The organism is Grimontia sp. AD028 (genome assembly GCF_000973155.1).
Classification (GTDB): domain Bacteria; phylum Pseudomonadota; class Gammaproteobacteria; order Enterobacterales; family Vibrionaceae; genus Enterovibrio; species Enterovibrio indicus.
The window spans coordinates 1-19,962 of the sequence record NZ_LASY01000028.1 but is presented as its reverse complement, the minus strand read 5'-3'; the positions used below and the strand labels follow the sequence as shown (position 1 = coordinate 19,962).

Genomic DNA, 19,962 nt, shown 5'->3' with positions numbered 1-19,962 from the left:
AGGCGGAAGCAAGACGCTTTCCGCCCTCAAGAGTGAAAAAGTTAGAATTGGTAAGATGCAGACAACTTGACGTTGCGGCCTGGCTCATAGTCATCAAATGTCGCGCCGCGGCCTTCGCCTGAACGTGAGGCGTGTGATACGTAGAGTTCGTCAAAGATATTATCGATACCGAAGGTCAGTGTTAGCGAATCCACTGAAGATGGTGCCCATTGCGCGTAAAGGTTATGAACGTTGTAACCGTCTTTGATGGGTTGGCCGTCTTGCACGTTGTCCTCGTCTTCCACAAAGAAGCTTGTCCAACCGAATAGAGTTTCAATGTCACTGGAGTAGTAATTTAACGCAAGTACAATGGTGTCACCTGTGTCCATGCTACGGCCATTACCTGCCAGAATAGGACCGCCAGTGGTGACGTTTTCGATGTCTGAGCGTGAATAAGAGAGCTTGCCTGAGAAGGTTTTATAGGCGTAGGTTGAACTAATTTCAAAGCCTTCCAGCTTAACATCGCCAATATTCTCAATCAGATAATTGTCATCTGTGCGGCTATATGACTCTGCGATGTAGTCGTTGATTTTGGTTTGGAATACAGTGGCATTCGCACCAAACTGATGTGCACCATGTTGGGTTGCGAATCTGAAACCACCTTGGGTGTTGCTGCCCGTTTCGGGTTTTATATCGTCTGCCAGGAATGTCACATCCTGATAGCGAATATAGGATTCCAGCAGTTCAGGACCTTTGAAAAGTGAGCGTGTGTTCGCAAAGAGTGTCCAATCCTCGGAAACAGCCCATTCGGCTCCCAATGACCATGTGATGTCGTCGTAGTCTGTATCACTGGTTTCCGCTTTGCGCTGGTAATCGTCATAACGAAGTCCTGCCACTAAGGTGATGGAGTCAGTGACTGCTATGCTGTCCTCTACAAAGATGGCAGTAGAGATGGTGGTTTCATCCATGAACTGTTCACCACCGTATGAGCTGGTGGTATTACGGTCGATGTAATCAGTGCCATAAGTGAGGGTATTTTCGAGCCCTGCCAGTTTAAAGTCTGACTGGAATTGAATGTTCAGGCCGAGGTTATGGTTGTCTGCTTTGTTACGTGAAGTACGGTTTGGACGCCATAGAGGTGCGAGTACAGACTCATCACGGTCTATCTCAGTCTTGCTGCTATAAAGAGCGACCTTGCCATTGTGCGCCTCACCAGAGAGTTTGTAACTCAGGGTTATAGTGTCACGATCGTATTTGGTTGGAACCAGGGAGTCACCGGAGAAGATCTGGTTTGCATCGCCGGACATATCAGGGCGCACACTGTAGTCACCTTCATCACGATAGGCGTCATAGGCAAACTGCAGGCGTTGTTCATCATTAATCTGGTAGCCAACTTTAAATAGGCCATTGAGAACGTCACCTTCAGAGCCAAAAGTCTCTTGGCCATTCCCGTCTTCAAAGTTGTCTCTACTGATGAGGTGCGTGTATAGCATCATATCGATGTGCTCGGTAAGCAAACCGTAAGCTGTCAACGAACCCTGCTGACTCTTGTTGGAGGCCAAACCACCGTGGACACGTAAACCGTAGTTTTCATCGTAACGAAGCAAATCCAATGCATCTTTGGTTTCAAAGTAAACCGAGCCACCGAGACCATTTTGAACAACAGAGTTGTTTCCGACTTGAATGTCAGCAGATTTCAGAATGTCGGGGTTAAGCGTTAAGTTACCGATGTGGTGGAACATGTTGGCGTGCTGAGACGCGCCATCTAAACGAATATCCAAATCGTCCTCGCCGAGACCACGAATATTGATACGTTGGTTAACGGAATGGGTTCCACCCACATCAACCCCCGGGATTTCGCGCAGAAGGTCAGACATATGGTCAGCTTGCTTCAAAGCGAAATCGTCAGACAGCAGTTGCTCAGAGCTACTGGTAACACGGGTACCCCACACCACCATTTCTTCTTCGGCCTGTGTTTCGGCTAAGACAGGTGTGCTGAGTACAGCCATGACAGCTGACGCAAGGGCTGTGGGTTTAAAAGCGGCAGTGATCTTCAATTCCATGACAATGACATCCAAATACAAATGATAATGATTCGCAGGTATGGTATGGTTTTGCACTCGAGTGATGAAGTGCGATCACTTATGCGAAATCGCCTAGCTGTTATGAGGAAAGGTCAAAGATGGAACCGGGTCGTTGTCCTCGTCAGAAACCTACGAAAGTTGCGCTCGCTGAAAAAATTGAGCTGACAGAGAAACAAATGATTGTTTCCAAAAATCGTGGTCAATCTAAGGCGCTATTGGAGGGAAACTTCGTTGCTTACCAATATGGTGATGGCATTGCCATGCATGGTGGTACAAGCATGGAGCTGCATGATTCTAATATTGTCTCCTCAGCTCCCTCTTCATTAATTCTGACCTTGCTTCTCGAGGGACAACTCAGCTTTGGATATGACGAACTGCAATTTGAATTAGACGCCAATGTAACGCCCAAAGCGGTGTTGGTTAATTTGGCTCGTCCTGCTCATTTTCGTCGCGCTATTCGCAAAGGAAACCCGGTGAGAAAGATCAATGTGATGTTCAAGCCAGATTGGGTCAGAGAGCGCGCTGATAAGCACAGTGAAATGCTTCGCCTGCTTTCCACACATCAGGCACACATGAAGATCCATGTGAATGAGAAGGTGTTGACCATCGCCAATCAGCTGGTCGAAGCTGGCACGCCGGAAACCTTTGGGGAAAAGCTGGCAGTAGAAAGTTTGATACATCAACTTGCCTTGCATGTACTGAGCGAGCTAGAAATGTCTGAGATGCAGACAGGTGAGAATGCAGTGCCAGAGACTGCAAGCCGGCTCAATCCAACGGTGGAAAACATTGTGGGGCATATTGAGACGCAATTGCAGCAACCGTTAACGCTGGAAAGCCTAGCGAGCGAGTTCGCAATCAGCGTGTCCAAGCTACAGCGTCTATTTAAAGCAAACCTCGATCTGACTGTTCAAGGCTATGTTCGCCAGCGTCGCTTGGAAATCGCTCGCCAGCAACTAGAGAGGGGATTGGTTGGGATTACTGAAGCAGCGTATGAGGCTGGGTATCAACATCCCTCCAATTTCACCGCAGCATTTAGACGTGAATTTGGTGTGTCCCCCAAGGCGCTGCTCAGTAAAAAGTGAGGGCGCATACGCCCTCAGTAGTAAAGACACATTCTCTTGCCGTTGGCTTCGACAATAGTAAATGGCGTGTCGTAGATGTTTTCCAAAACGGCTTCCTGAATCACTTCATCAACTACGGCATTGGTGGCGATTTTGCCTTGCTTCATCGCGATGATGTGGTCGGCATAACAGGCTGCAAAGTTGATGTCGTGGATGACGATAACCACAGCCTTCCCCATTTCGTGCGCCAAACGTTGAATGGTTCGCATGATGCTTAGTGAATGGCGGATATCGAGGTTGTTCAAAGGCTCATCAAGGAACACATAGTCTGTGTCTTGCGCGATGACCATGGCAATAAACGCCAGCTGCCGTTGACCTCCGCTTAGCTCATCAAGATAACGGTTTTCCAGTGACTTCAAATCCAGATAATCAATGGCTTTATCGATGACTTTATTGTCTTCGGTGGTCAGGTTTCCCTTTGAGTAAGGAAAGCGCCCGAACGAGACTAATTCGCGTACGGTAAAGCGCATAGTGATTGAGTTCGCCTGACGAAGCACGGCAAGACGTTTTGCCAGCTCACCGGTATCCCATTCGGCGATGGCTTTACCATCTATCACCACGTGGCCACCATCGGGAGTGACGAGGCGACTGGCCATAGAAAGCAGGGTGCTTTTTCCCGCGCCATTTGGACCTATGATGGCGGTCACTTTACCTTTCTCGAATTCGCCGCAGGCTTCATCTACGACGCGTTGTTTACCAAAAGCTTTGGTCAGGTTTTTTAAGGTGATCATGTTAAACAACTCGGTTCTTCAGCAGCATCCAGAGGAAGTAGAGTCCTCCAGCGAAATTCACGACAACACTTAGCGTGGTATCAAACTTAAACAGGTTTTCTACCACCCATTGGCCGACCAACAAGGTGCAAATGGACATCAACGAACATCCCACCAGTAAAATGCGGTGCTCATAGGAGCGGAACAGTTCTCGGGTCAGGTTTGTAACTAACAGGCCAAAGAACATGACAGGGCCAATCAATGCAGTCGACATGGCGATGAGGACAGCGGAGAGAATCAGCGCTTTACGTGTGGTTTTCTGCACATCAACACCCAGACTGATGGCGTTGTCCTTATCCAGCCAGAACACATCTAACGTCCGGTGCATGCGGTAAAGAAGGAAGCTGGCGACCAGCAAGAGTGGCAGGCACAAATACACCAACTCAATCTTGATGTTGTTAAAGCTCGCAAACATCTTGCTTTGCACCACCAGAAACTCGTTCGGATCCATCAGCATGGTGAAAAACGAAGCGGTGCTTGAAAATACCTGCCCGAGGATCAGGCCAATTAAGAGCAACACAATCAGGTTGCGGCCTTCCTTGCCAAAGTAGAAGCCAAACAACAGTAGCGAGAACCCCACCATCACGGACACAGCAATGGCGAAGTTAATGTAGGTGTTGATCAGGAAAAAGCTGAAGCCCCCAAACACAGCAACCAGTAGTGTCTGTGTCAGCACATACAGGGAATCAAACCCCATAATGCTTGGTGTGAGAATGCGGTTGTGGGTGATGGTCTGGAATACCAACGACGACTGAGCAACCGCGATACCTGCCAGCACCATTGCGAGTACTTTCGGGACACGACGAGACAGGAAATACCCATAGTTCGTGGCCGTGAGTCCAATGCAGATAAACAGGGCGGCAAAGACAAGGGCTGTCATAGCCATTGCCCACATTTTCTTGGTATCAGACATTTTTTGGCCCTTTGGTAATGAGATAGATAAAGGCCAATCCACCCAAAATACTCACCAGCATAGAAACCGGAATTTCGTACGGGAAGATGATTAAGCGACTGACAATGTCGCAGGCAAGTACTAGAAGCGCGCCGACAATCGCCACGCGGGAAATGTTCTTGCGAAGGTTGTCGCCATAGAAAATGCTGACAAGGTTAGGCACCAACAAACCAATAAAGGGTAGGGCGCCCACAATCATCACAACACTCGCCGAAAGAATGGAAACCAGCATCACGCCAATCACTAACACCTGTCGGTAACTCAGGCCAAGACCAACCGCAAAATCACGTCCCATGCCGACAGCGGAAATCCGGGCGGCGTAGGCATAAGTGAAGGCTGCAATCGGCAGGGCGATATAGAGAAGCTCATAATCCCCTTTCAAAATGCTGGCAAAGTTGGCGACTGTCCAACTGCTTAGCATTTGTAGGGCATCATACTTGTAGGCGAGGAACGTGGCGCATGAGCTGATGATACTGCCGTAGATAATGCCAATTAGCGGTACAAATACAGCGTTACGGAATTGGATGCGTTGGATAAGGGTAACAAACAACAAGGTGCCAAAAATGGAAACGGAAAAAATCAGCCAGAGTTGATTACCATTGCCGAAAAACACAAGGCTAAGCATATAGCCGAGCATGGCACATTCAATGGTGCCTGTAGTGGAAGGCGCAGCAAACCGGTTTTGGCTGATTTGCTGCATCACCAGACCTGCAATGCTCAAGCCTGCACCGGCGAGCACGATGGACAGCAAACGGGGAAGGCGGCTGGTGAAGAGAAGTTCGAGCGCTTGGCTATCTCCTGCCAATAAAAGGGCAGGAGACAACTCGCTGACACCGACAAATAGGGATGCCAGACTCAGCAAGCCCAGAAGAAACAATAGCTTTAACAAGGTATACCTCAGTTTCTTAGGGTCAACAGACCCTAGGGCTGTCGCTTATAGATCAACGCTGTTTTTGATGTCAGAAATCATTTGCTCGGTCGCAGTGATGCCTGACATAGACAGGTACCAAGCATTCAAGTCGAGATAGGTCATCTTGTTGTTCTGGTATGCCTGTGTCGCTTTGATCAGATCGTTATCAAACTGTTCGCGGGTTTCGCTATCAGCTGGATTGATCAAAGTATCACGGTCAATCACCAGCAAGGTTTTCGGGTCAGACTCGCGAATGAATTCAAACGAGATCATATCGCCATGAGTCGTTGCTTTGATGCCTTGTACGGATTCTTTGAAACCAAAGTCTGTGTAGATAGCAGAGAAGCGAGAATCAGCACCGAATGAAGACAGTTTGCCGCCAGCACTCATGATAGTCAGGGCATCAACGCCATTAGTTTGGTTGTAGTCGTTGATGGCTTTGAATTCTTTATCCATGGCCGCGATTTTTTCTTCAACCAATGCTTCTTTATCAAAGACTTTACCCAGATTGCGCCATTGCTCCTGAGTGGCCTTCCAGTAGCCTTTTGAGTTGTCTGCAGCGAATACTACTGTTGGGGCGATTTTAGATAGCTCGTCGTAGCTGGTGGAGCTACGTGGGCCCACGATGATGATGTCTGGGTTCTGGGTGTAGATTTCTTCGAAATTCGGTTCAAACAGGCTACCTACGTTGGCGTATTTGTCGTCTTTGTATTTTTCCAGGTAAGCAGGAACCTGCGGAAGGGTTTTGGATACTGCAACAGGATCAATACCCAGCGCGTTGACGGCGTCTAGCGAGCCCAGTCCAATCACGACGACGCGCTCTGGTACGCTTTGAATTTCAGTTTTTCCCATACGGTGTTCAATAACAACCGATTCTGCAGCCAGTGCTGAGGTGGTCACAAGAGAAAGCAATGCAGCCTGGAATAAGGTTTTCATTTATTGCTCCTTTTCATAAATGAAAATGGTTATCAAAATCGTTCGCAATATACATTTGAGTTCATTCTGATTCAACTGGATATATTGAAAAGGCGCGATTTCAGGATTCAAAGCATTGAAAGTTGCGAGGGTTGCGGTTTTTTGGAGGCATTGAGTAATGACGAACTGAGGCTCTCTGAAGGTTGAGTTTGAAGAGTTTCATTAAAGTTTGTGACTTTTTATGGCTGAGAAATACGCCTCAAAAATGACAATCACTACGTAAATAAAGTGTGGAACAACATTTCTGTGTAGTGAGTTCACCTACAAAGGAAAAGCTTTTGGTAGTTTAAACCCGCGTTTAAAAAGCAATACCCAAGCTACCTGTAGTTGGCCTCGGTATCTCTGAGTTTCAGGTTGTTTGGGTATAGTCATGGCTGTACAACAAAAATTCGAATAAGCCTAAGAGAAGTAAGGATATACTCGAATGAAATGGCTGTTTGCCGCGTTTTGGAATTACGCGAAGTTTTCAGGCAGGGCTAGACGACGAGAGTTTTGGGGATTCTTCCTCATTCAAAATATAGTGTTGGCTCTCTGCGTCGGGATTGATGTTGCTGAGGTTGGGGTGCATGCGTTCCAGCTAACGGACTTTTACGCTGCACCACTTTGGTTTGCTATTACCCTGATCCCCTTGATTACTGTGACGGTTAGACGCCTTCACGACATCAACAAGTCAGGTTGGTGGTGGTTGGTTGTTGTCGTGCCTGTTGTGGGTCCTTTGGTGTTTCTGGTGTTTACCTTGTTACGTGGCACCAAAGGAAGCAATCGTTATGGTTGCGACCCTATCGGTATATTTAGTAGCGGAATCTAACCGAATCCCTTCAGGAAAACTGAAGGGATTTTGTCATTAGTGCTTCAACTGCCTTGTTGGCAGAGTCTAAAGCGCCTTCCAGATACCCGCCATAAGCGCGGGACGCTTCGGTTCCAGCAAAGAAAATGTTTGGGTGATTCTCATCTTGTTGGGTAAAGCCATACAAACCATGCATCACAGCCATGTCATCGTTCGTGGCCGTGTACTTTTCCTGAAACCAATCCACATACTGAATTGAAATCGGGTTTGCCGCATCTGGCCCAAACAACCTGACAAGTTGCTGTTGAATGAGTTTTTTCAATGTCTCATCGCCTGCGGTTTTCCGCGCTGCGGCGTTAATACCCATAAAGCCCATGATTGCGCCATGTACGGGCTGACCATTTAACTCCGGCGAAGCATCATGGATTTCTACTAAAGGCCCTACATTGCTTGAAGCTGAACCCGAAAACCCATTGTCGCGCCAGAAAGGTTTGTCATAGATAAATACGGCTTTAGCATGCGCTGCCATCCAGGTTTCTGTGCCGTCAAAAGTATTCATCAGAGCAGGGCTCAATGACGGATTAAAACTCACTGTGCGTGCAATCAATCTCAGTGGCATCGCAAAAATAATGTTTTGTGTTTGCAGCGTTCTGGTCTCACCCGACCTCTCATAGCTCAGGGTGTAAGTGCCATTGTTCAGTGAAACTTCTGTCAGCTTGCTACTTGCAATCCGTTTTTCCGCTGGAAGCTTTTCCAGTAAGCCTTCGACCATTGCTTGCATTCCGCCTTCAAGGCGATAGGTGTCAGGCATAATGTCATAGCCGACATTGATCGCCTGTGGTGGCGCACCGCGGGCTTTTTCGACGAGATAATGTCCTTCGCCATGTTGCTTATAGTTTGGAATTCCTAGTTCTTCAGCTAGCGCAGAAATTTCTGGATTGATATTAGGCCAGAACCAGGAGGGACCCAGATCGACTCTGGCTGCCTGTGAGCCTGGTGATGCAGAAACGATACGCCCACCAAAGCGCTCGCGTGCTTCCAATAGTAGGTAATCCTGATGTTGCTGTTCGAGCAAATAAGCTGCATACAGCCCGCTTAAACCACCGCCTACTATCACGGTTTGAGGGTGCCTGTTCATCGTCTACCTCCCTGATCAAAACACTTCGCTGTAGGGTCTAATATCTATTTCCTGCGTCCAGGCGCTGGCAGACTGCTTGGTCAGGCTAAGATAAACACTCGCCGCATCAGCCGGCTGGATAGCGGTCTCGCGTCGAAGGGCAGGGAAACGCTCACGACTTTTGGGAGACCACAAAATACCATCAACGACAACATGGGAAACATGGATGCGTTGTGGTTGGAATTCTCTGGCCAGGGATTGAGTAAGTCCGCGTAGTGCGAATTTTGCAGATGAAAATGCGCTGAAGTTTTTACTTCCGCGGATACCTGCTGTTGCGCCCGTGACCAGTAGTGTGCCACCACCTTGTTTAATCATCATTGGAATGACAGCCTGGGCGATGTTGAAAACACTCATTACTGACGCTCGCCAAGTTTCCTCAAAGCGCGTCGCTGTCGTTGAGAAGAAGCGCTCGATAGTCAGCATGGCAGTATTGCAAATCACGACTTCTGGGGTGCCATAGAGTGCATCAATCTGTGCAAATGCACGGCTGATTTCATTTGCATCTGTTGTGTCTGCAATGATCATCCCATTTGAACGGCTGATGGTGACTACTTGGAAACCATCGTTTTCGAAAGTGTTTTTAATCGCCTCACCCAGCCCCTCACCGTAACCGGCGATCACTGCTAGGGGTTTTCCTTTTGATGTTGTCATTGCGCTCTCCATCAATACAGCTTTAACGTATTAGATGCTATCGTAATGCTGGCGTTGAGCGAGGCAGTATTGGTAAGTCAGTGGCGAAGTATTTCTTGTGTGAGTGAGAAAATAGGCATTTTATCGGTGAGGAGAAATACGAACGGCTTTTAGAATATCCCCCAATCCTCTTTAGGTGATGAAATTTATCACTTTTGATTGATTGGGGGATCACTGAGTTTATGTGTTTTTCAGACTATGTTGTGAAGCTTGTTTATCCTCCAACATTAGGAGACGTTGATTCTCTTAAAGTTTGCTGCTGGTAGGTGTCTAAAATTTTGGTAAGACCTGGTTTATTTGTATTTTGAGCAAGCTCCTCTAATTTTGATATCATTTGAGGCCTTTGCTTTTCATTTGCAAGCAGAATAGTCGCCAATGCTGACTGCTTATTGTCCGATTCTTCTTTGACCAGACGGTTGTAAAACTGGCCTTGCTCAATAAACGTCATTTCATGTGTGCTGAAAAAACGAGAGGCTGTTGTCAGAACGACAGTTTTTTCCTCGTTCAGAAGATGCTCAACAGCATCAGCTCTTCCATCAGGACGATACAGCGCACCCTCTACGGCCGCATTGCGCTCAAAAGGATGATCTGAATCCATCGACTTTATGAATGTGGGGGTGAATACATCATCATCAATATTGGCGGCGGATTTGAGTGCTATGAGCCGCTCTCTATTCGACGAGGCATTGCTTTGTAATACCGCCGAAACCATATCAATACCACTTTGACGCAAAGCCGTTTGCTTATTTGCGAGATTGCCAATGTTGAACATAGCAGTCTCGCTAAGCATCGGAGAATCATTCCGTTTGATAACTTCTTTGAATGCTTCCATCGCGATATCTGTCGCTCCCTCGAGGTGTGCTAGGTTAACCATACCTGCAGCTCTATATCTGTATGGAACATCTGAATCGTTGATGATATTCCCAAGGTATTGCTCGGACTCGGGTTGGTTAGCATCTTGTATTGCCATTAATATGGCTTGTCGCTCCAATGGAGAAAGTGCTTCATCACTTAACATTGATTTTATTTCTGACAATGTTTTGAAGTTAAGAAGATACTGCCCTACACGGACAGACTCTGTATAGGAAAGTGAGTCTGATAACACATTGAGCGCCTCGTAGTACTGCTCATCATTAGAAATATCGTCTTTGGCAGCATAGGATTCTAAATCTGAATTGAATCGTGCGTTAGCATTAAATGCAAACAGCTCATTTTTAAATTCGACATGTCCAGGGTCGAATCTTTGGTAGCTGCCTACGATGGTCATGCCAATCTTTATTTTATTGTTTTCCGCGACAGAAGATGAGTTATGTGACAGGTCCAGAGAAATGTCCCCTTGCATGGACAAATTCACGTTAGCTTCTGTTAGAAAGCCATCGTCACCTATTTGACCTGACCATGAGTCTTTGATGTCGTCTACTATCGAACCCAACTCGAACTGATTGGTGTATAGGATATCTAATAGCCGTCGGGTGACTCTGTTAGAATCGCGATCAAGTTGATATTGATAAACAGCTGAACGTGATGCCTCTTTGATGGTTACTGGCTCATCGTTTGAACTATAAGAGAGGTTTGATACATAAAATGCCGCAGAACCTAAGGGATGTTCGCTTGAAAGTCCAAGCATATCTATTTGTGTGTAAAGTTGTGGTGCTTTGTATGCGTAAAGGAAACCTATTTCATTTTCGTCAGTCGGTAAAGCTCCCTTGTCGGGAGTGGTGACCCTAAAGTTCCTTAATATCCCCCGTCTTTTGCGCTTTCCAATGTCTTGGTTTTCGAAAATAACCTCAAAAGAGAGTTTTGCCTCAGTAGGTGGTGAGTCACTTTCCTTACCAAAATCAAACTTTGCTGTATTTTTTAGATTAACGATATATCCAACAAACTTTGGAGGTGAGTTTTTATTATGAAGTTCAGGCTGCTGCGTACTCGTCGGGTTTTCATTAGATGACGAAACAAAGCTATCATTCATTTTAACGTCTGAAGTTTCAGATGTTTCTATTGGTTCCTGGTTTTGTTCGCCTTCCAGACTTAAATACGTAAAGCTTACGGCGATAAGGAATAGAACGATAACTGGGAGAATGGCTTTTATTTTCATGTTCATACCTCTAGAAAGGTGCCGAATTAACGGCACCTTGTAAATCGTATATCAAGGCTTAGCCTCATATTACATTTTTCGAACACTGGCCAATCGTGAGTTGCGTGGATTATTTGGATCTATAACAATTTTTCCTTTGACGAATTCATCTAACCAAACTCTTTCCCAAAGTTTATAACCACTCCAACTAGCTATAGTCCCCTGCCAAAGTGTGATAGTCCAAGGTGGTACACCCAGCTTGACTGAACCCGCCCAGTTACCACCTTTTGCTGTAGCTGATGATTTCCCTTTGGTATGAACATAAAACTTCCAGTTATTAGGATTATTATCTCTGGTTAGACCACCTTCAATCCGTAATGGTTTCGATGCTGAAACAGTATTTAATGTCCCCGTTAAGTTTAGTGTCAGTCCGATACCAACCCCTACATTAACCGTAAAATTTTGCCATCCATTTAAGGAGACAGCGTTGTATACATATTCTGGACTCCGCCATCTGTTGTTGATATAAATAGGGTGAGGAACGGAGTTAAACCAACCAGTATAACCACCTCCCATTGAGGCTTTTACATTAGCGCCTACGCCAGTATTAAAAGTGAACTTGATGGGACTTGGAAATTGCATCAATTCAATTGTGTCCAAGAAGGGATTTGATAGAGAGGCACCTACAGCAACGTTGAACCCATAGCCATTGTGCACAGAATCACATTCTGTAGCCACGAATACGCTAAGCGACGTTGACGGACTCGTACCTCCACCGAGAGAAACGCCGGCCGAATGTCCTGCCCAACCGCCATTCCACACTCCATCTAGACCGCCTGGAAGGTCAAGAAATGCTTTACAATAATTTTTGCCGTCAGTATTTTCGTTACCCATAAGCGCTTGTATCAAATCACCCTTTGCGTCGGAGTCGGTGGGGGTAATATCGCTTTCTAGATAAAGATCAAAGGCGCGGTGACGCTTACCTTTAAGCCAAGTGCCGTCTTGAGTTGAAACACGTTGACTAAGCGAGGCACTTTTGTCGGATCTTGACGAAATATCAGAGGCTGCCCAGCCACCTTCTCGAGGAAAGAGGTGACCTAAACCAAGTGCATGTACACTTTGATTCCAAAGTGGATCACCCACGTTGTCCCAAGTGATACTATGACTGCCCGAGTAGGAGAGAGTTGAAAAGCAGGCGAGTAAAGCTCCTGCGAAAATCTTTCCTGATTTACGTCTTTTAAAAAATGATGAGTACACTGTTTGTTCGCTCCATTTACAATCTACAGGTTTAAAAAGATTAAAAATATATAGGTACACTAATATTTGATAATGAATGTTTGGCGTTCTAATTCTTATCTCCCTTTTTGGCTTTTTATTTTCAAGCCTACTCCGCGAATTGTCATTGAAAGTATGGTTTTGTATACGAACTGGATATGGCGTTATATTTCAAAGCTAACCTATTCGTTGGGTTTCTAGTGTAGTTAATAGAAATTGCCTCACTATAAAGAAAAACTATGCCGAAATATCCTCTCGTCCAAAAGTAGTACTTTTAATTAAAAATACAAATTCATTAGTATCTTTTTAATAAGATGCCACTAATGTACTTATCCCTAAGATTAGATAATTTAACTTTGCCCATGTTTGTTTATTAAGTGTTTGTTATATCTGGTATAGGATTATATTATGACATTAACTGGTATAAATAGTGGGTCTATTTCTCTGGCGTGAAGTTATCTTATGAGGTCAGTTATCATGGACAGTATGGTTATTTTCATGGTGTGAAATATTAACTCTGAGTGTGATCTTTATAGTTCAAAAAAAGTAAGAATGGTTAAAGTGCTAGCTTTTAGTATTAAAATAGAATGATCCCTGTTTTTTTGTGACTTTTGGGATTTAAAGGTATGTGGTTAGGTCAGTGAAATTAAGGGCCTTATTGTTCACATCAGTCACTTAACGTACTGATCTACTGAGAGCTATATCGGTCACTCGACTCGGTAACTCTTAGGCATACCTAGTCTTATGACTTTGTTCATCGCTTTGACGTTTGCCAACGCTTCGCCGACTTGTGCATTGTAATCGCGCAGCGCCAGTTTTGGGCTGACCAACTGCTTGAATCGATACATGGCCGTTTCTGATAATGAGCGTTGATGACAGTTGTTTTCACGTTTCCATTGACTCAGTGCTCCCGCTTTCAATGCATGAACCGCATCGTTGCGAGGATGTCCATCTTCCCATAGCCCAGTGTTGCTCCGCGGAGGGATTGTGGGCTTGAACGCTTTCCTCCTCAGCACCTGAGGACAGGATTTCGTGTCGTAGGCAACGCCGCCGCTGACTTGCCCTATCTTCCGGCGCAAAGGGTTGAGTAATGTCGGCAGTGCTTCTTTGTCGCCTACTGATTCCCAGCTGACGACAACAGAAATGACCTCATGCGTACCTGCGTCAATCGCCAGGTGTATCTTTTGCCAAACTCGTCGCTTTTCTTAACCGTGCTTGCGCATTTTCCATTCACCCTCACCGAATACTTTTAAACCTGTAGCATCAATAACGACATGCGCCACAGGCCCACGACTGAGTGGACTATATTGAACTTCAACGGTCTTTGCCCGTTTGCGAATGCAGTTGTAAGACGGCGATTTCAGTGGCACATCCATCAGGACAAATATCGAGTCGAGAAAGCCTTGAAGAGCGCGTAGAGGGAGCTTGAAAATGCCTTTAATCATGAGGGCCGTTTCAATGGCAGCATCGGCAAACGTAAAGCCTCCGCCTTGTTTGACATGGTGTTTTTTGTAGTGCCAATTCTGGATAGCAGCCTCATCAACCTAAAAGGTTATCAAGCCGCTGCTAATCTATGCCTTGTAGTATTGTTTCCAGCTGCTGATTTTGTACTTGGCTTTTCCCATCATCGTCACTCATTTTCAGGTTCTGATGATCTGATTGCAATACCGTTGATTAGTCCATTGATTTAGGAAACAACGCCCTACAAAGAAGCCGCGATCACAGCCCTAGTAAACTCGCTGAATCCTCAGTCTTCAGGTCGTTTGGCTATTTGCTAAATAGTACCAATATAAGCGGTGTCATCGTGATGCTTACCGCCGATGACAGTGCTGCTTTCATGCTAAACGCGTAACCAACTCGCTTCGTTACCACCACCAATAACTGTGCACTCGCCTCTTCTGTGCTAGATGGAGTCAAATTCAACCAGTCTCATATGAAATCATGCCCATAAATGTCTTCATCTCCGCGTGCCCGTTATTGTATCGTTTCCTTCAAATCCTTTGATGATCATATAAATTTCCATTTCCCAGATTAGATACACCCAAATTAATTATGGTTAAATGAAATCCAGATAACTGGTCTTCAGAGGTGCAGACACTCAAGATATATCAGCGAGTATGGAAGTACGAGTCTCACTAAAAAGTCATTTTACTGGCTCGATGAAATGAATTTTAAATAATGACCAAAAAAGAACTAGTGATAAAAGTTGGTTTAAGGGTGTTGGTTTTGTGAATTGTCCTTAGTTGAAAATTTCTCGCTATTGATACTGAAGGTTAAGATGTTGATATAATTGTTGATATTTGTCTTCCTTGAATTTTTTATTTATTGCTAAGCTGGTATTTTGTATTTATTAGTAATCATTGATGAATCTGGAGTAATGCTTATAAATTAAATAAGTATGAGTAACGTTGGATTGTGTTTTGTTTGAATATCTCTATAGTTTATCCCTCTACCTTTAGAGGTGGCTAAAACGGTTTTGTTTTTTCTGTGTTTAAAATGTGTTTGTATGTCAATGATAGAAAGTGCTTTCTTTTCTATCGCATTAATCAATTAAAAGGATGACTTTGGCTAGTCGGTCTTTCATGTTGGAATTTTTCGTTATGACTGGAATGAGTATCGAACTAAGTCGCTTAATGATACTTGTATAGAAATTTAGTATTAGTTCCCTAATTTATTGGTGTATTGATTTATAAACAAATGAGTGTTGGAAATTTTCGAAACGAACCTTGGGTTCGTTACTAAACTAAGTGAATAAATTGTTCAAATTATTATAGCGTTCGGATGTCTCCTGTTTTTGGTATCAGCTTTAGAGCGAAAATTTGGTGGCAATTGAGTGGAAGCGCGGAATGTTGTGGGAGCAATTGAGGATAGATGATGGATGCATCGAAAAAGAGGTCCTTTAGAGGCAAGGTAAACAGAATTGCATACCTTAATGGCATAAGAGCGTTTGAAGCTGCCGCGAGGCATCACAGCTTTGCAGGTGCGGCACAAGAACTTAATGTGACACCTGCTGCGGTTGGTCAGCAAGTCAGGCAACTTGAAGACTGGCTTGATATCAGATTGTTTAATCGTGCGACCTCGGGTTCAACGAGGTTAACTCTGACAGAAGAAGCATTACGCGCTTTCCCCGATATTCACCGTGGTTTTGATTTAATCACCCGTGGTCTGAGTAATCTCTTCGATGAGCCGGAAGAAAACACCATCACGATTTCGGCCAGTCCTTCCATTGCCTCGAAATGGCTGCTCTCCCGTATCAATGCTTTCCAGTTAGAAAAGGAAGATTGCGATATTCAGGTCGAAACTGATGTCGCTTTGGTGGACTATGCCGAAAGGGGCATCGATATTGGTGTACGTTACGGGTTGGGGCACTGGGATGGATTATGTGCTCAGCTCTTAATGTTCGAAGATATTTTCCCCGTGTGTACGCCAGAATTTGCTAAAAAATATGGACTTGAGCGATCACCACCTGATGAATTTGAGGGTATTCCTCTTTTGCATGATTATTCGGTTCCGGCTAGCAGTGGGTATCCCTCGTGGCAGGAATGGTCGGATAATGTTGGAGCGCCACTGCCAGCGAAGTTACATGGTCTGAAAATCAATGACTTCGCCAGTGTTATTGAGTTAGCTCGCCGAGGAAATGGTCTCGCTTTAGGGCGTAGTAGACTGATTGAAGATGAATTGGCTTCAGGTGAGTTAATTTGTCCTTTTGATCGTGACTCATATCAGTTTCGCTCTCGCTTTTGCTATTTTCTGGTTTGGAAAAATGAAGCATCAGAAGAGGAAAGAGTCAGTGTGTTCCGTGATTGGCTACTGTCGACAGTAAGTTAGGGCTTGCTGAGATTTGGTTTCAAAAAAAAGACTGGATGTTATCCAGTCTTTTTTGATTTTCAGGGTGTCGGTAGTTGAAATGTCAAATTGAAAGGCACCGCAATATCTAGCAATTTGGGTGCTTTTAGCGATTCATCGCGCTGGCTCCTAACAAAGACATATTCATCCATGGTGGTGGTGTCACGCAACATGACATTTCTACGCTTTTGCCAGTCTATCTTCACGCACATGGTAGGTGATGATCCAAGGGGCGGGTAATCATGGCATAGGTAAACGTTTGTTCCACTTGGCAGTTCATAGAGTTTTCGAATGGAGTTGTACAAATCCTGTGCGCTACCGCCGGGGAAGTCCACTCTTGACGTCCCTTTATCTGGTGCGAAAAGTGTGTCACCGACGAACACGTTGTCGTCGATTTTGTAAGTGACACAGGCTGGAGTGTGGCCCGGCGTTTCAATCACTTCGATCACTTTGGACCCAAAATGAATTTTTGAGGTTCCATTGACCAGAAAATCAAAGTTCGCCAGATTGTCCAAGCCGAACTTGCTTTTCCACTGATTAAACACTTCTCGTATCCGGTGGCTAATGACGGTTTTTGCGCCTGTGGCAGCCTTCACATACTGCGATGCCGATAGATGGTCTGCATGGATATGTGTATCTAGCACGTAACGCAGTTCAAGCCCTTTTCTTTTGATGTATTCAAGAACAGTGTCGATATGTGAGTGAGAGATATCGCCATTGTTGTAGTCAAGAACCGGGTCAATGATCAGTGCATGCCCGCTATCAGAGACCACATAGGTCAATGAGCCTGTTTCGGCATGAAAGAAGGGTTGTACTTTCATGGCGCACCTCCTTCAGCTTGCAGAAAAGCAAGCGCGCTCTGACATGGTTTGTCTCCAACCGATTAGGTTGGTGAGTTCCGCTGGGACTTCAATACCCGCAAATTCGGCAAATGCCAGACCGTAGAACAAGGTGATATCAGCCATCGAGAATGTATCTGCAGCCACGTACAAGTGGTGCTCCAGATGTTGATTGAAGTACGAAAAACCGGCTAGTGCACGTTGCTTCTGATGATTGCCCCATTCACTGCACTGATAAGTTTCGAGTGCAGGACCCAAACCTGCTGTAGCATGGTGGAAGTAGGCACCAACAGCATCCATTACCATGGATTCGGCTCGGCGCTGCATCATGTGAATCATGCCACGCTCAAGTGGGGTTTTACCTGTGAGAGATGGCCCATCAAACAAAGCATCTATGTACTCGGTAATAGCGGTAGACTCTGAAAGATATTCACCTTCCAGCGTACGAAGTACAGGTACTGTTCCCAAAGGGTTTATGGCGTAAAACGCTTCGGTTCGGTGTTCAAGGTTCATAACGTCAACCTCGATAAACTCTACCTGATTCAAAGATCCTTTTTCAGCCAACGCTGCTCGAATGCGTGCAGGGTTCGGGAAACCCGTAGTTTCGTATAACGCGATTTTGCTTTCCGAAGACATGACTTTTCCTTATCCGGTTTTCCGGCCGTTGTTTTTTACGAATATGTTGAGCAGAAGGGTTAAACGCGTACTTCGCCTGCACCAATTTTTCTGTAGATCACCGCGCCGCTATTGGTAGCGATCGTGACAGGCGTGTTAGCGGGGAAGCGCATCCAAGAGTGATGTTCATACTGAGTACCATTGATGGTTGCACTGCCAGAGAGAACAAAGTATTCAACGACCTTGTCGAAGGTTTCTTCTGTGGATTGATAACCCGCTTTTAGCTGATTCAAGGAGGTTTCTTCGAGGTCCGAGTTCCAAAGCGGCAGTGTTTTGTGGAGCTCAGACACTGATGTCCAATCAGCTTCGTTGGTGTTGAGATAGAAGTAGTCTGGTTCTGTCGAAGGCACTTGGGAAAGCTTCACGAAGATCTCACAACCTTCTTTTGTGAAAGGGGCGTGAGTTGAGCCAACCGGGTTGCGCACATACCAGCCTTTGGTGAAGTCGCCATTTTGGTCAGAGAATGTGCCTTCCAGCACAATGTATTCCTCACCACCTGGGTGACTGTGTGGTTTGAACGAGCTTCCTGGTGCATAGCGGACACAAGAGGTAGCGCGTCGTGCAATTTCATCGCCTCGGCGTTCAAACATCATGCGTTTTACGCCGACCATAGGGGTATCTGAGAAAGGTAGTGAGCCACCTTTAATTGTGATGGGTGTAGAAAGATCCACATTCCATTCGATGTATTCCTGACTAGCGGTTTTGGTGTCCGTTGTCATGCTGTCACTCCTTGTTCGTGATTTTTTGTCAGTCTAAGGAGGCGATACGAAAGGGACGAGGCACAAAAATTTGCAGGGTGGGAAAGTTTTGTTTGTTCAGTGGAAGCTAAATCAATGTATCAGTATGAAAGTACTTGATAATTTCAGTTGGCTATTGAGTGTTTATAAAAGAAATAGGCAATAAAAAACCCGCCAGTTGGCGGGTTTTCAGTGTTGATTGGGTGCTTATGCCAGCAGTTCTTTTGCTGCCTCAACCACGTTTTCCGTGGTGAAGCCGAACATCTTGAACAGCTCACCCGCCGGCGCAGATTCACCGAAGGTGTGCATACCGATGATGCGACCGTCAAAGCCCACGTACTTGTACCAGAAGTCAGCGATGCCCGCTTCGATAGCGACACGTGCTGTCACGTCTGATGGCAGTACCGCTTCACGGTATGCAGCATCTTGCTTGTCGAACACGTCAGTCGATGGGATAGACACCACGCGAACCGCTTTGCCTTCTGCTGTCAGCTGTGCTGCTGCTTCAACTGCCAGTTCAACTTCTGAACCGGTAGCAATCAGGATAAGCTCTGGTTTGCCTGCACAATCTTTCAGGATGTAACCACCCTTGGCGATGTTTGCCACTTGCTCGGCGTCACGCTCTTGTTGAGCCAGGTTCTGACGCGAGAAAATCAGCGAGCTTGGGCCGTCTTTACGCTCAATCGCCAGTTTCCACGCTACCGCAGATTCCACCTGGTCACATGGACGCCATGTGCTCATGTTTGGTGTCAGACGCAGAGACGCGATTTGCTCAACAGGTTGGTGTGTTGGGCCATCTTCACCCAGACCGATAGAATCGTGGGTGTAAACCTGAATGTTCTGCACTTTCATCAGTGCCGCCATACGCATCGCGTTACGTGCGTACTCCATGAACATCAGGAAGGTCGCACCGTAAGGAACGAAACCGCCGTGCAGGGCGATGCCGTTGATGATCGCGGTCATACCGAACTCACGCACACCGTAGTGGATGTAGTTGCCAGACGCATCTTCACCGGTCAGGGCTTTTGAGCCAGACCACATGGTCAGGTTTGAAGGTGCCAGGTCAGCTGA

16 protein-coding genes and 1 pseudogene are annotated in these 19,962 nt (G+C 45.8%); 3 read left to right on the top strand and 14 right to left on the bottom strand.

The features are described from left to right. Positions 1-41 precede the first annotated feature (41 nt). The gene (locus tag RN22_RS06800) at positions 42-2,042 is read right to left on the bottom strand and encodes a TonB-dependent siderophore receptor (RefSeq protein WP_046303643.1); all 2,001 of its coding nucleotides are present in this window, start codon (positions 2,040-2,042) and stop codon (positions 42-44) included. Positions 2,043-2,161: 119 nt separating this feature from the next. On the opposite strand from RN22_RS06800, the gene RN22_RS06795 reads away from it, so the two are divergent. After that, the gene (locus tag RN22_RS06795) at positions 2,162-3,145 is read left to right on the top strand and encodes a helix-turn-helix transcriptional regulator (RefSeq protein ID WP_046303642.1); all 984 of its coding nucleotides are present in this window, start codon (positions 2,162-2,164) and stop codon (positions 3,143-3,145) included. Positions 3,146-3,159: 14 nt separating this feature from the next. Here the strand turns inward: RN22_RS06795 and vctC are convergent, their stop codons facing one another. The 4 genes from vctC to RN22_RS06775 are packed head-to-tail and all read right to left on the bottom strand — an operon-like array spanning position 3,160 to position 6,752. Then, positions 3,160-3,915 carry an iron chelate ABC transporter ATP-binding protein VctC gene (gene vctC, locus RN22_RS06790; RefSeq protein WP_002538335.1) on the bottom strand — a complete coding sequence of 252 codons (756 nt, stop codon included), beginning with the start codon at positions 3,913-3,915 and terminating at the stop codon, positions 3,160-3,162. A 1-nt stretch (position 3,916) separates the two neighbouring features. Next, on the bottom strand, positions 3,917-4,867 hold the full coding sequence (locus RN22_RS06785; RefSeq protein WP_046303641.1) for an iron chelate uptake ABC transporter family permease subunit: 951 nt from the start codon (positions 4,865-4,867) through the stop codon (positions 3,917-3,919). Next, positions 4,860-5,795: an ABC transporter permease gene (locus tag RN22_RS06780; RefSeq protein WP_002538339.1), complete on the bottom strand. Its 936-nt coding sequence runs from the start codon at positions 5,793-5,795 to the stop codon at positions 4,860-4,862. Before RN22_RS06780 ends, RN22_RS06785 begins: the two co-directional genes overlap by 8 nt. 45 nt (positions 5,796-5,840) lie before the next feature. After that, positions 5,841-6,752 carry a siderophore ABC transporter substrate-binding protein gene (locus RN22_RS06775; protein WP_046303640.1) on the bottom strand — a complete coding sequence of 304 codons (912 nt, stop codon included), beginning with the start codon at positions 6,750-6,752 and terminating at the stop codon, positions 5,841-5,843. Positions 6,753-7,215: 463 nt separating this feature from the next. On the opposite strand from RN22_RS06775, the gene RN22_RS06770 reads away from it, so the two are divergent. Continuing rightward, complete coding sequence (locus tag RN22_RS06770) at positions 7,216-7,599, top strand: DUF805 domain-containing protein (protein ID WP_002538342.1); 384 nt, start codon at positions 7,216-7,218, stop codon at positions 7,597-7,599. A gap of 10 nt (positions 7,600-7,609) precedes the next feature. On the opposite strand, the gene RN22_RS06765 is transcribed toward RN22_RS06770, so the two are convergent. The 5 genes and pseudogenes from RN22_RS06765 to RN22_RS24650 form a co-directional block, all read right to left on the bottom strand. After that, complete coding sequence (locus RN22_RS06765; protein ID WP_046303639.1) at positions 7,610-8,716, bottom strand: FAD-dependent oxidoreductase; 1,107 nt, start codon at positions 8,714-8,716, stop codon at positions 7,610-7,612. A 15-nt stretch (positions 8,717-8,731) separates the two neighbouring features. Next, the gene (locus tag RN22_RS06760; RefSeq protein WP_082111377.1) at positions 8,732-9,406 is read right to left on the bottom strand and encodes an SDR family NAD(P)-dependent oxidoreductase; all 675 of its coding nucleotides are present in this window, start codon (positions 9,404-9,406) and stop codon (positions 8,732-8,734) included. 253 nt (positions 9,407-9,659) lie between these two features. Next, a complete protein-coding gene (locus tag RN22_RS06755; protein WP_156168178.1) occupies positions 9,660-11,540 on the bottom strand; it encodes a hypothetical protein in 1,881 nt (626 codons plus the stop codon). Positions 11,541-11,609: 69 nt separating this feature from the next. Next, positions 11,610-12,776, bottom strand: coding sequence for a hypothetical protein (locus RN22_RS06750; RefSeq protein ID WP_052737502.1), 1,167 nt, complete (start codon positions 12,774-12,776; stop codon positions 11,610-11,612). A 725-nt stretch (positions 12,777-13,501) separates the two neighbouring features. Then, positions 13,502-14,365, bottom strand: a pseudogene (locus RN22_RS24650) (IS5 family transposase). Positions 14,366-15,665: 1,300 nt separating this feature from the next. Here RN22_RS24650 and RN22_RS06735 point away from each other — a divergent pair. Then, positions 15,666-16,622 carry a LysR substrate-binding domain-containing protein gene (locus RN22_RS06735; protein WP_046303635.1) on the top strand — a complete coding sequence of 319 codons (957 nt, stop codon included), beginning with the start codon at positions 15,666-15,668 and terminating at the stop codon, positions 16,620-16,622. 59 nt (positions 16,623-16,681) lie between these two features. Here the strand turns inward: RN22_RS06735 and RN22_RS06730 are convergent, their stop codons facing one another. The 4 genes from RN22_RS06730 to RN22_RS06715 all read right to left on the bottom strand — a co-directional run. Continuing rightward, on the bottom strand, positions 16,682-17,461 hold the full coding sequence (locus tag RN22_RS06730) for an MBL fold metallo-hydrolase (protein WP_046303634.1): 780 nt from the start codon (positions 17,459-17,461) through the stop codon (positions 16,682-16,684). Positions 17,462-17,473: 12 nt separating this feature from the next. Next, positions 17,474-18,115 carry a glutathione S-transferase family protein gene (locus RN22_RS06725; RefSeq protein ID WP_002538350.1) on the bottom strand — a complete coding sequence of 214 codons (642 nt, stop codon included), beginning with the start codon at positions 18,113-18,115 and terminating at the stop codon, positions 17,474-17,476. Positions 18,116-18,174: 59 nt separating this feature from the next. Then, positions 18,175-18,873 carry a cupin domain-containing protein gene (locus RN22_RS06720; RefSeq protein ID WP_046303633.1) on the bottom strand — a complete coding sequence of 233 codons (699 nt, stop codon included), beginning with the start codon at positions 18,871-18,873 and terminating at the stop codon, positions 18,175-18,177. Between the two features lie 225 nt (positions 18,874-19,098). After that, the coding region (locus tag RN22_RS06715) for a transketolase family protein (protein ID WP_046303632.1) at positions 19,099-19,962 on the bottom strand (864 nt) is incomplete at its 5' end.

Coding starts and splice junctions, on each gene's coding strand:
- RN22_RS06800 (WP_046303643.1), bottom strand. CDS start 2,042: ATGGAATTGAAGATCACTGCCGCTTTTAAACCCACAGCCCTTGCGTCA.
- RN22_RS06795 (WP_046303642.1), top strand. CDS start 2,162: ATGGAACCGGGTCGTTGTCCTCGTCAGAAACCTACGAAAGTTGCGCTC.
- vctC (WP_002538335.1), bottom strand. CDS start 3,915: ATGATCACCTTAAAAAACCTGACCAAAGCTTTTGGTAAACAACGCGTC.
- RN22_RS06785 (WP_046303641.1), bottom strand. CDS start 4,867: ATGTCTGATACCAAGAAAATGTGGGCAATGGCTATGACAGCCCTTGTC.
- RN22_RS06775 (WP_046303640.1), bottom strand. CDS start 6,752: ATGAAAACCTTATTCCAGGCTGCATTGCTTTCTCTTGTGACCACCTCA.
- RN22_RS06770 (WP_002538342.1), top strand. CDS start 7,216: ATGAAATGGCTGTTTGCCGCGTTTTGGAATTACGCGAAGTTTTCAGGC.
- RN22_RS06765 (WP_046303639.1), bottom strand. CDS start 8,716: ATGAACAGGCACCCTCAAACCGTGATAGTAGGCGGTGGTTTAAGCGGG.
- RN22_RS06760 (WP_082111377.1), bottom strand. CDS start 9,406: ATGACAACATCAAAAGGAAAACCCCTAGCAGTGATCGCCGGTTACGGT.
- RN22_RS06755 (WP_156168178.1), bottom strand. CDS start 11,540: ATGAAAATAAAAGCCATTCTCCCAGTTATCGTTCTATTCCTTATCGCC.
- RN22_RS06735 (WP_046303635.1), top strand. CDS start 15,666: ATGATGGATGCATCGAAAAAGAGGTCCTTTAGAGGCAAGGTAAACAGA.
- RN22_RS06730 (WP_046303634.1), bottom strand. CDS start 17,461: ATGAAAGTACAACCCTTCTTTCATGCCGAAACAGGCTCATTGACCTAT.
- RN22_RS06725 (WP_002538350.1), bottom strand. CDS start 18,115: ATGTCTTCGGAAAGCAAAATCGCGTTATACGAAACTACGGGTTTCCCG.
- RN22_RS06720 (WP_046303633.1), bottom strand. CDS start 18,873: ATGACAACGGACACCAAAACCGCTAGTCAGGAATACATCGAATGGAAT.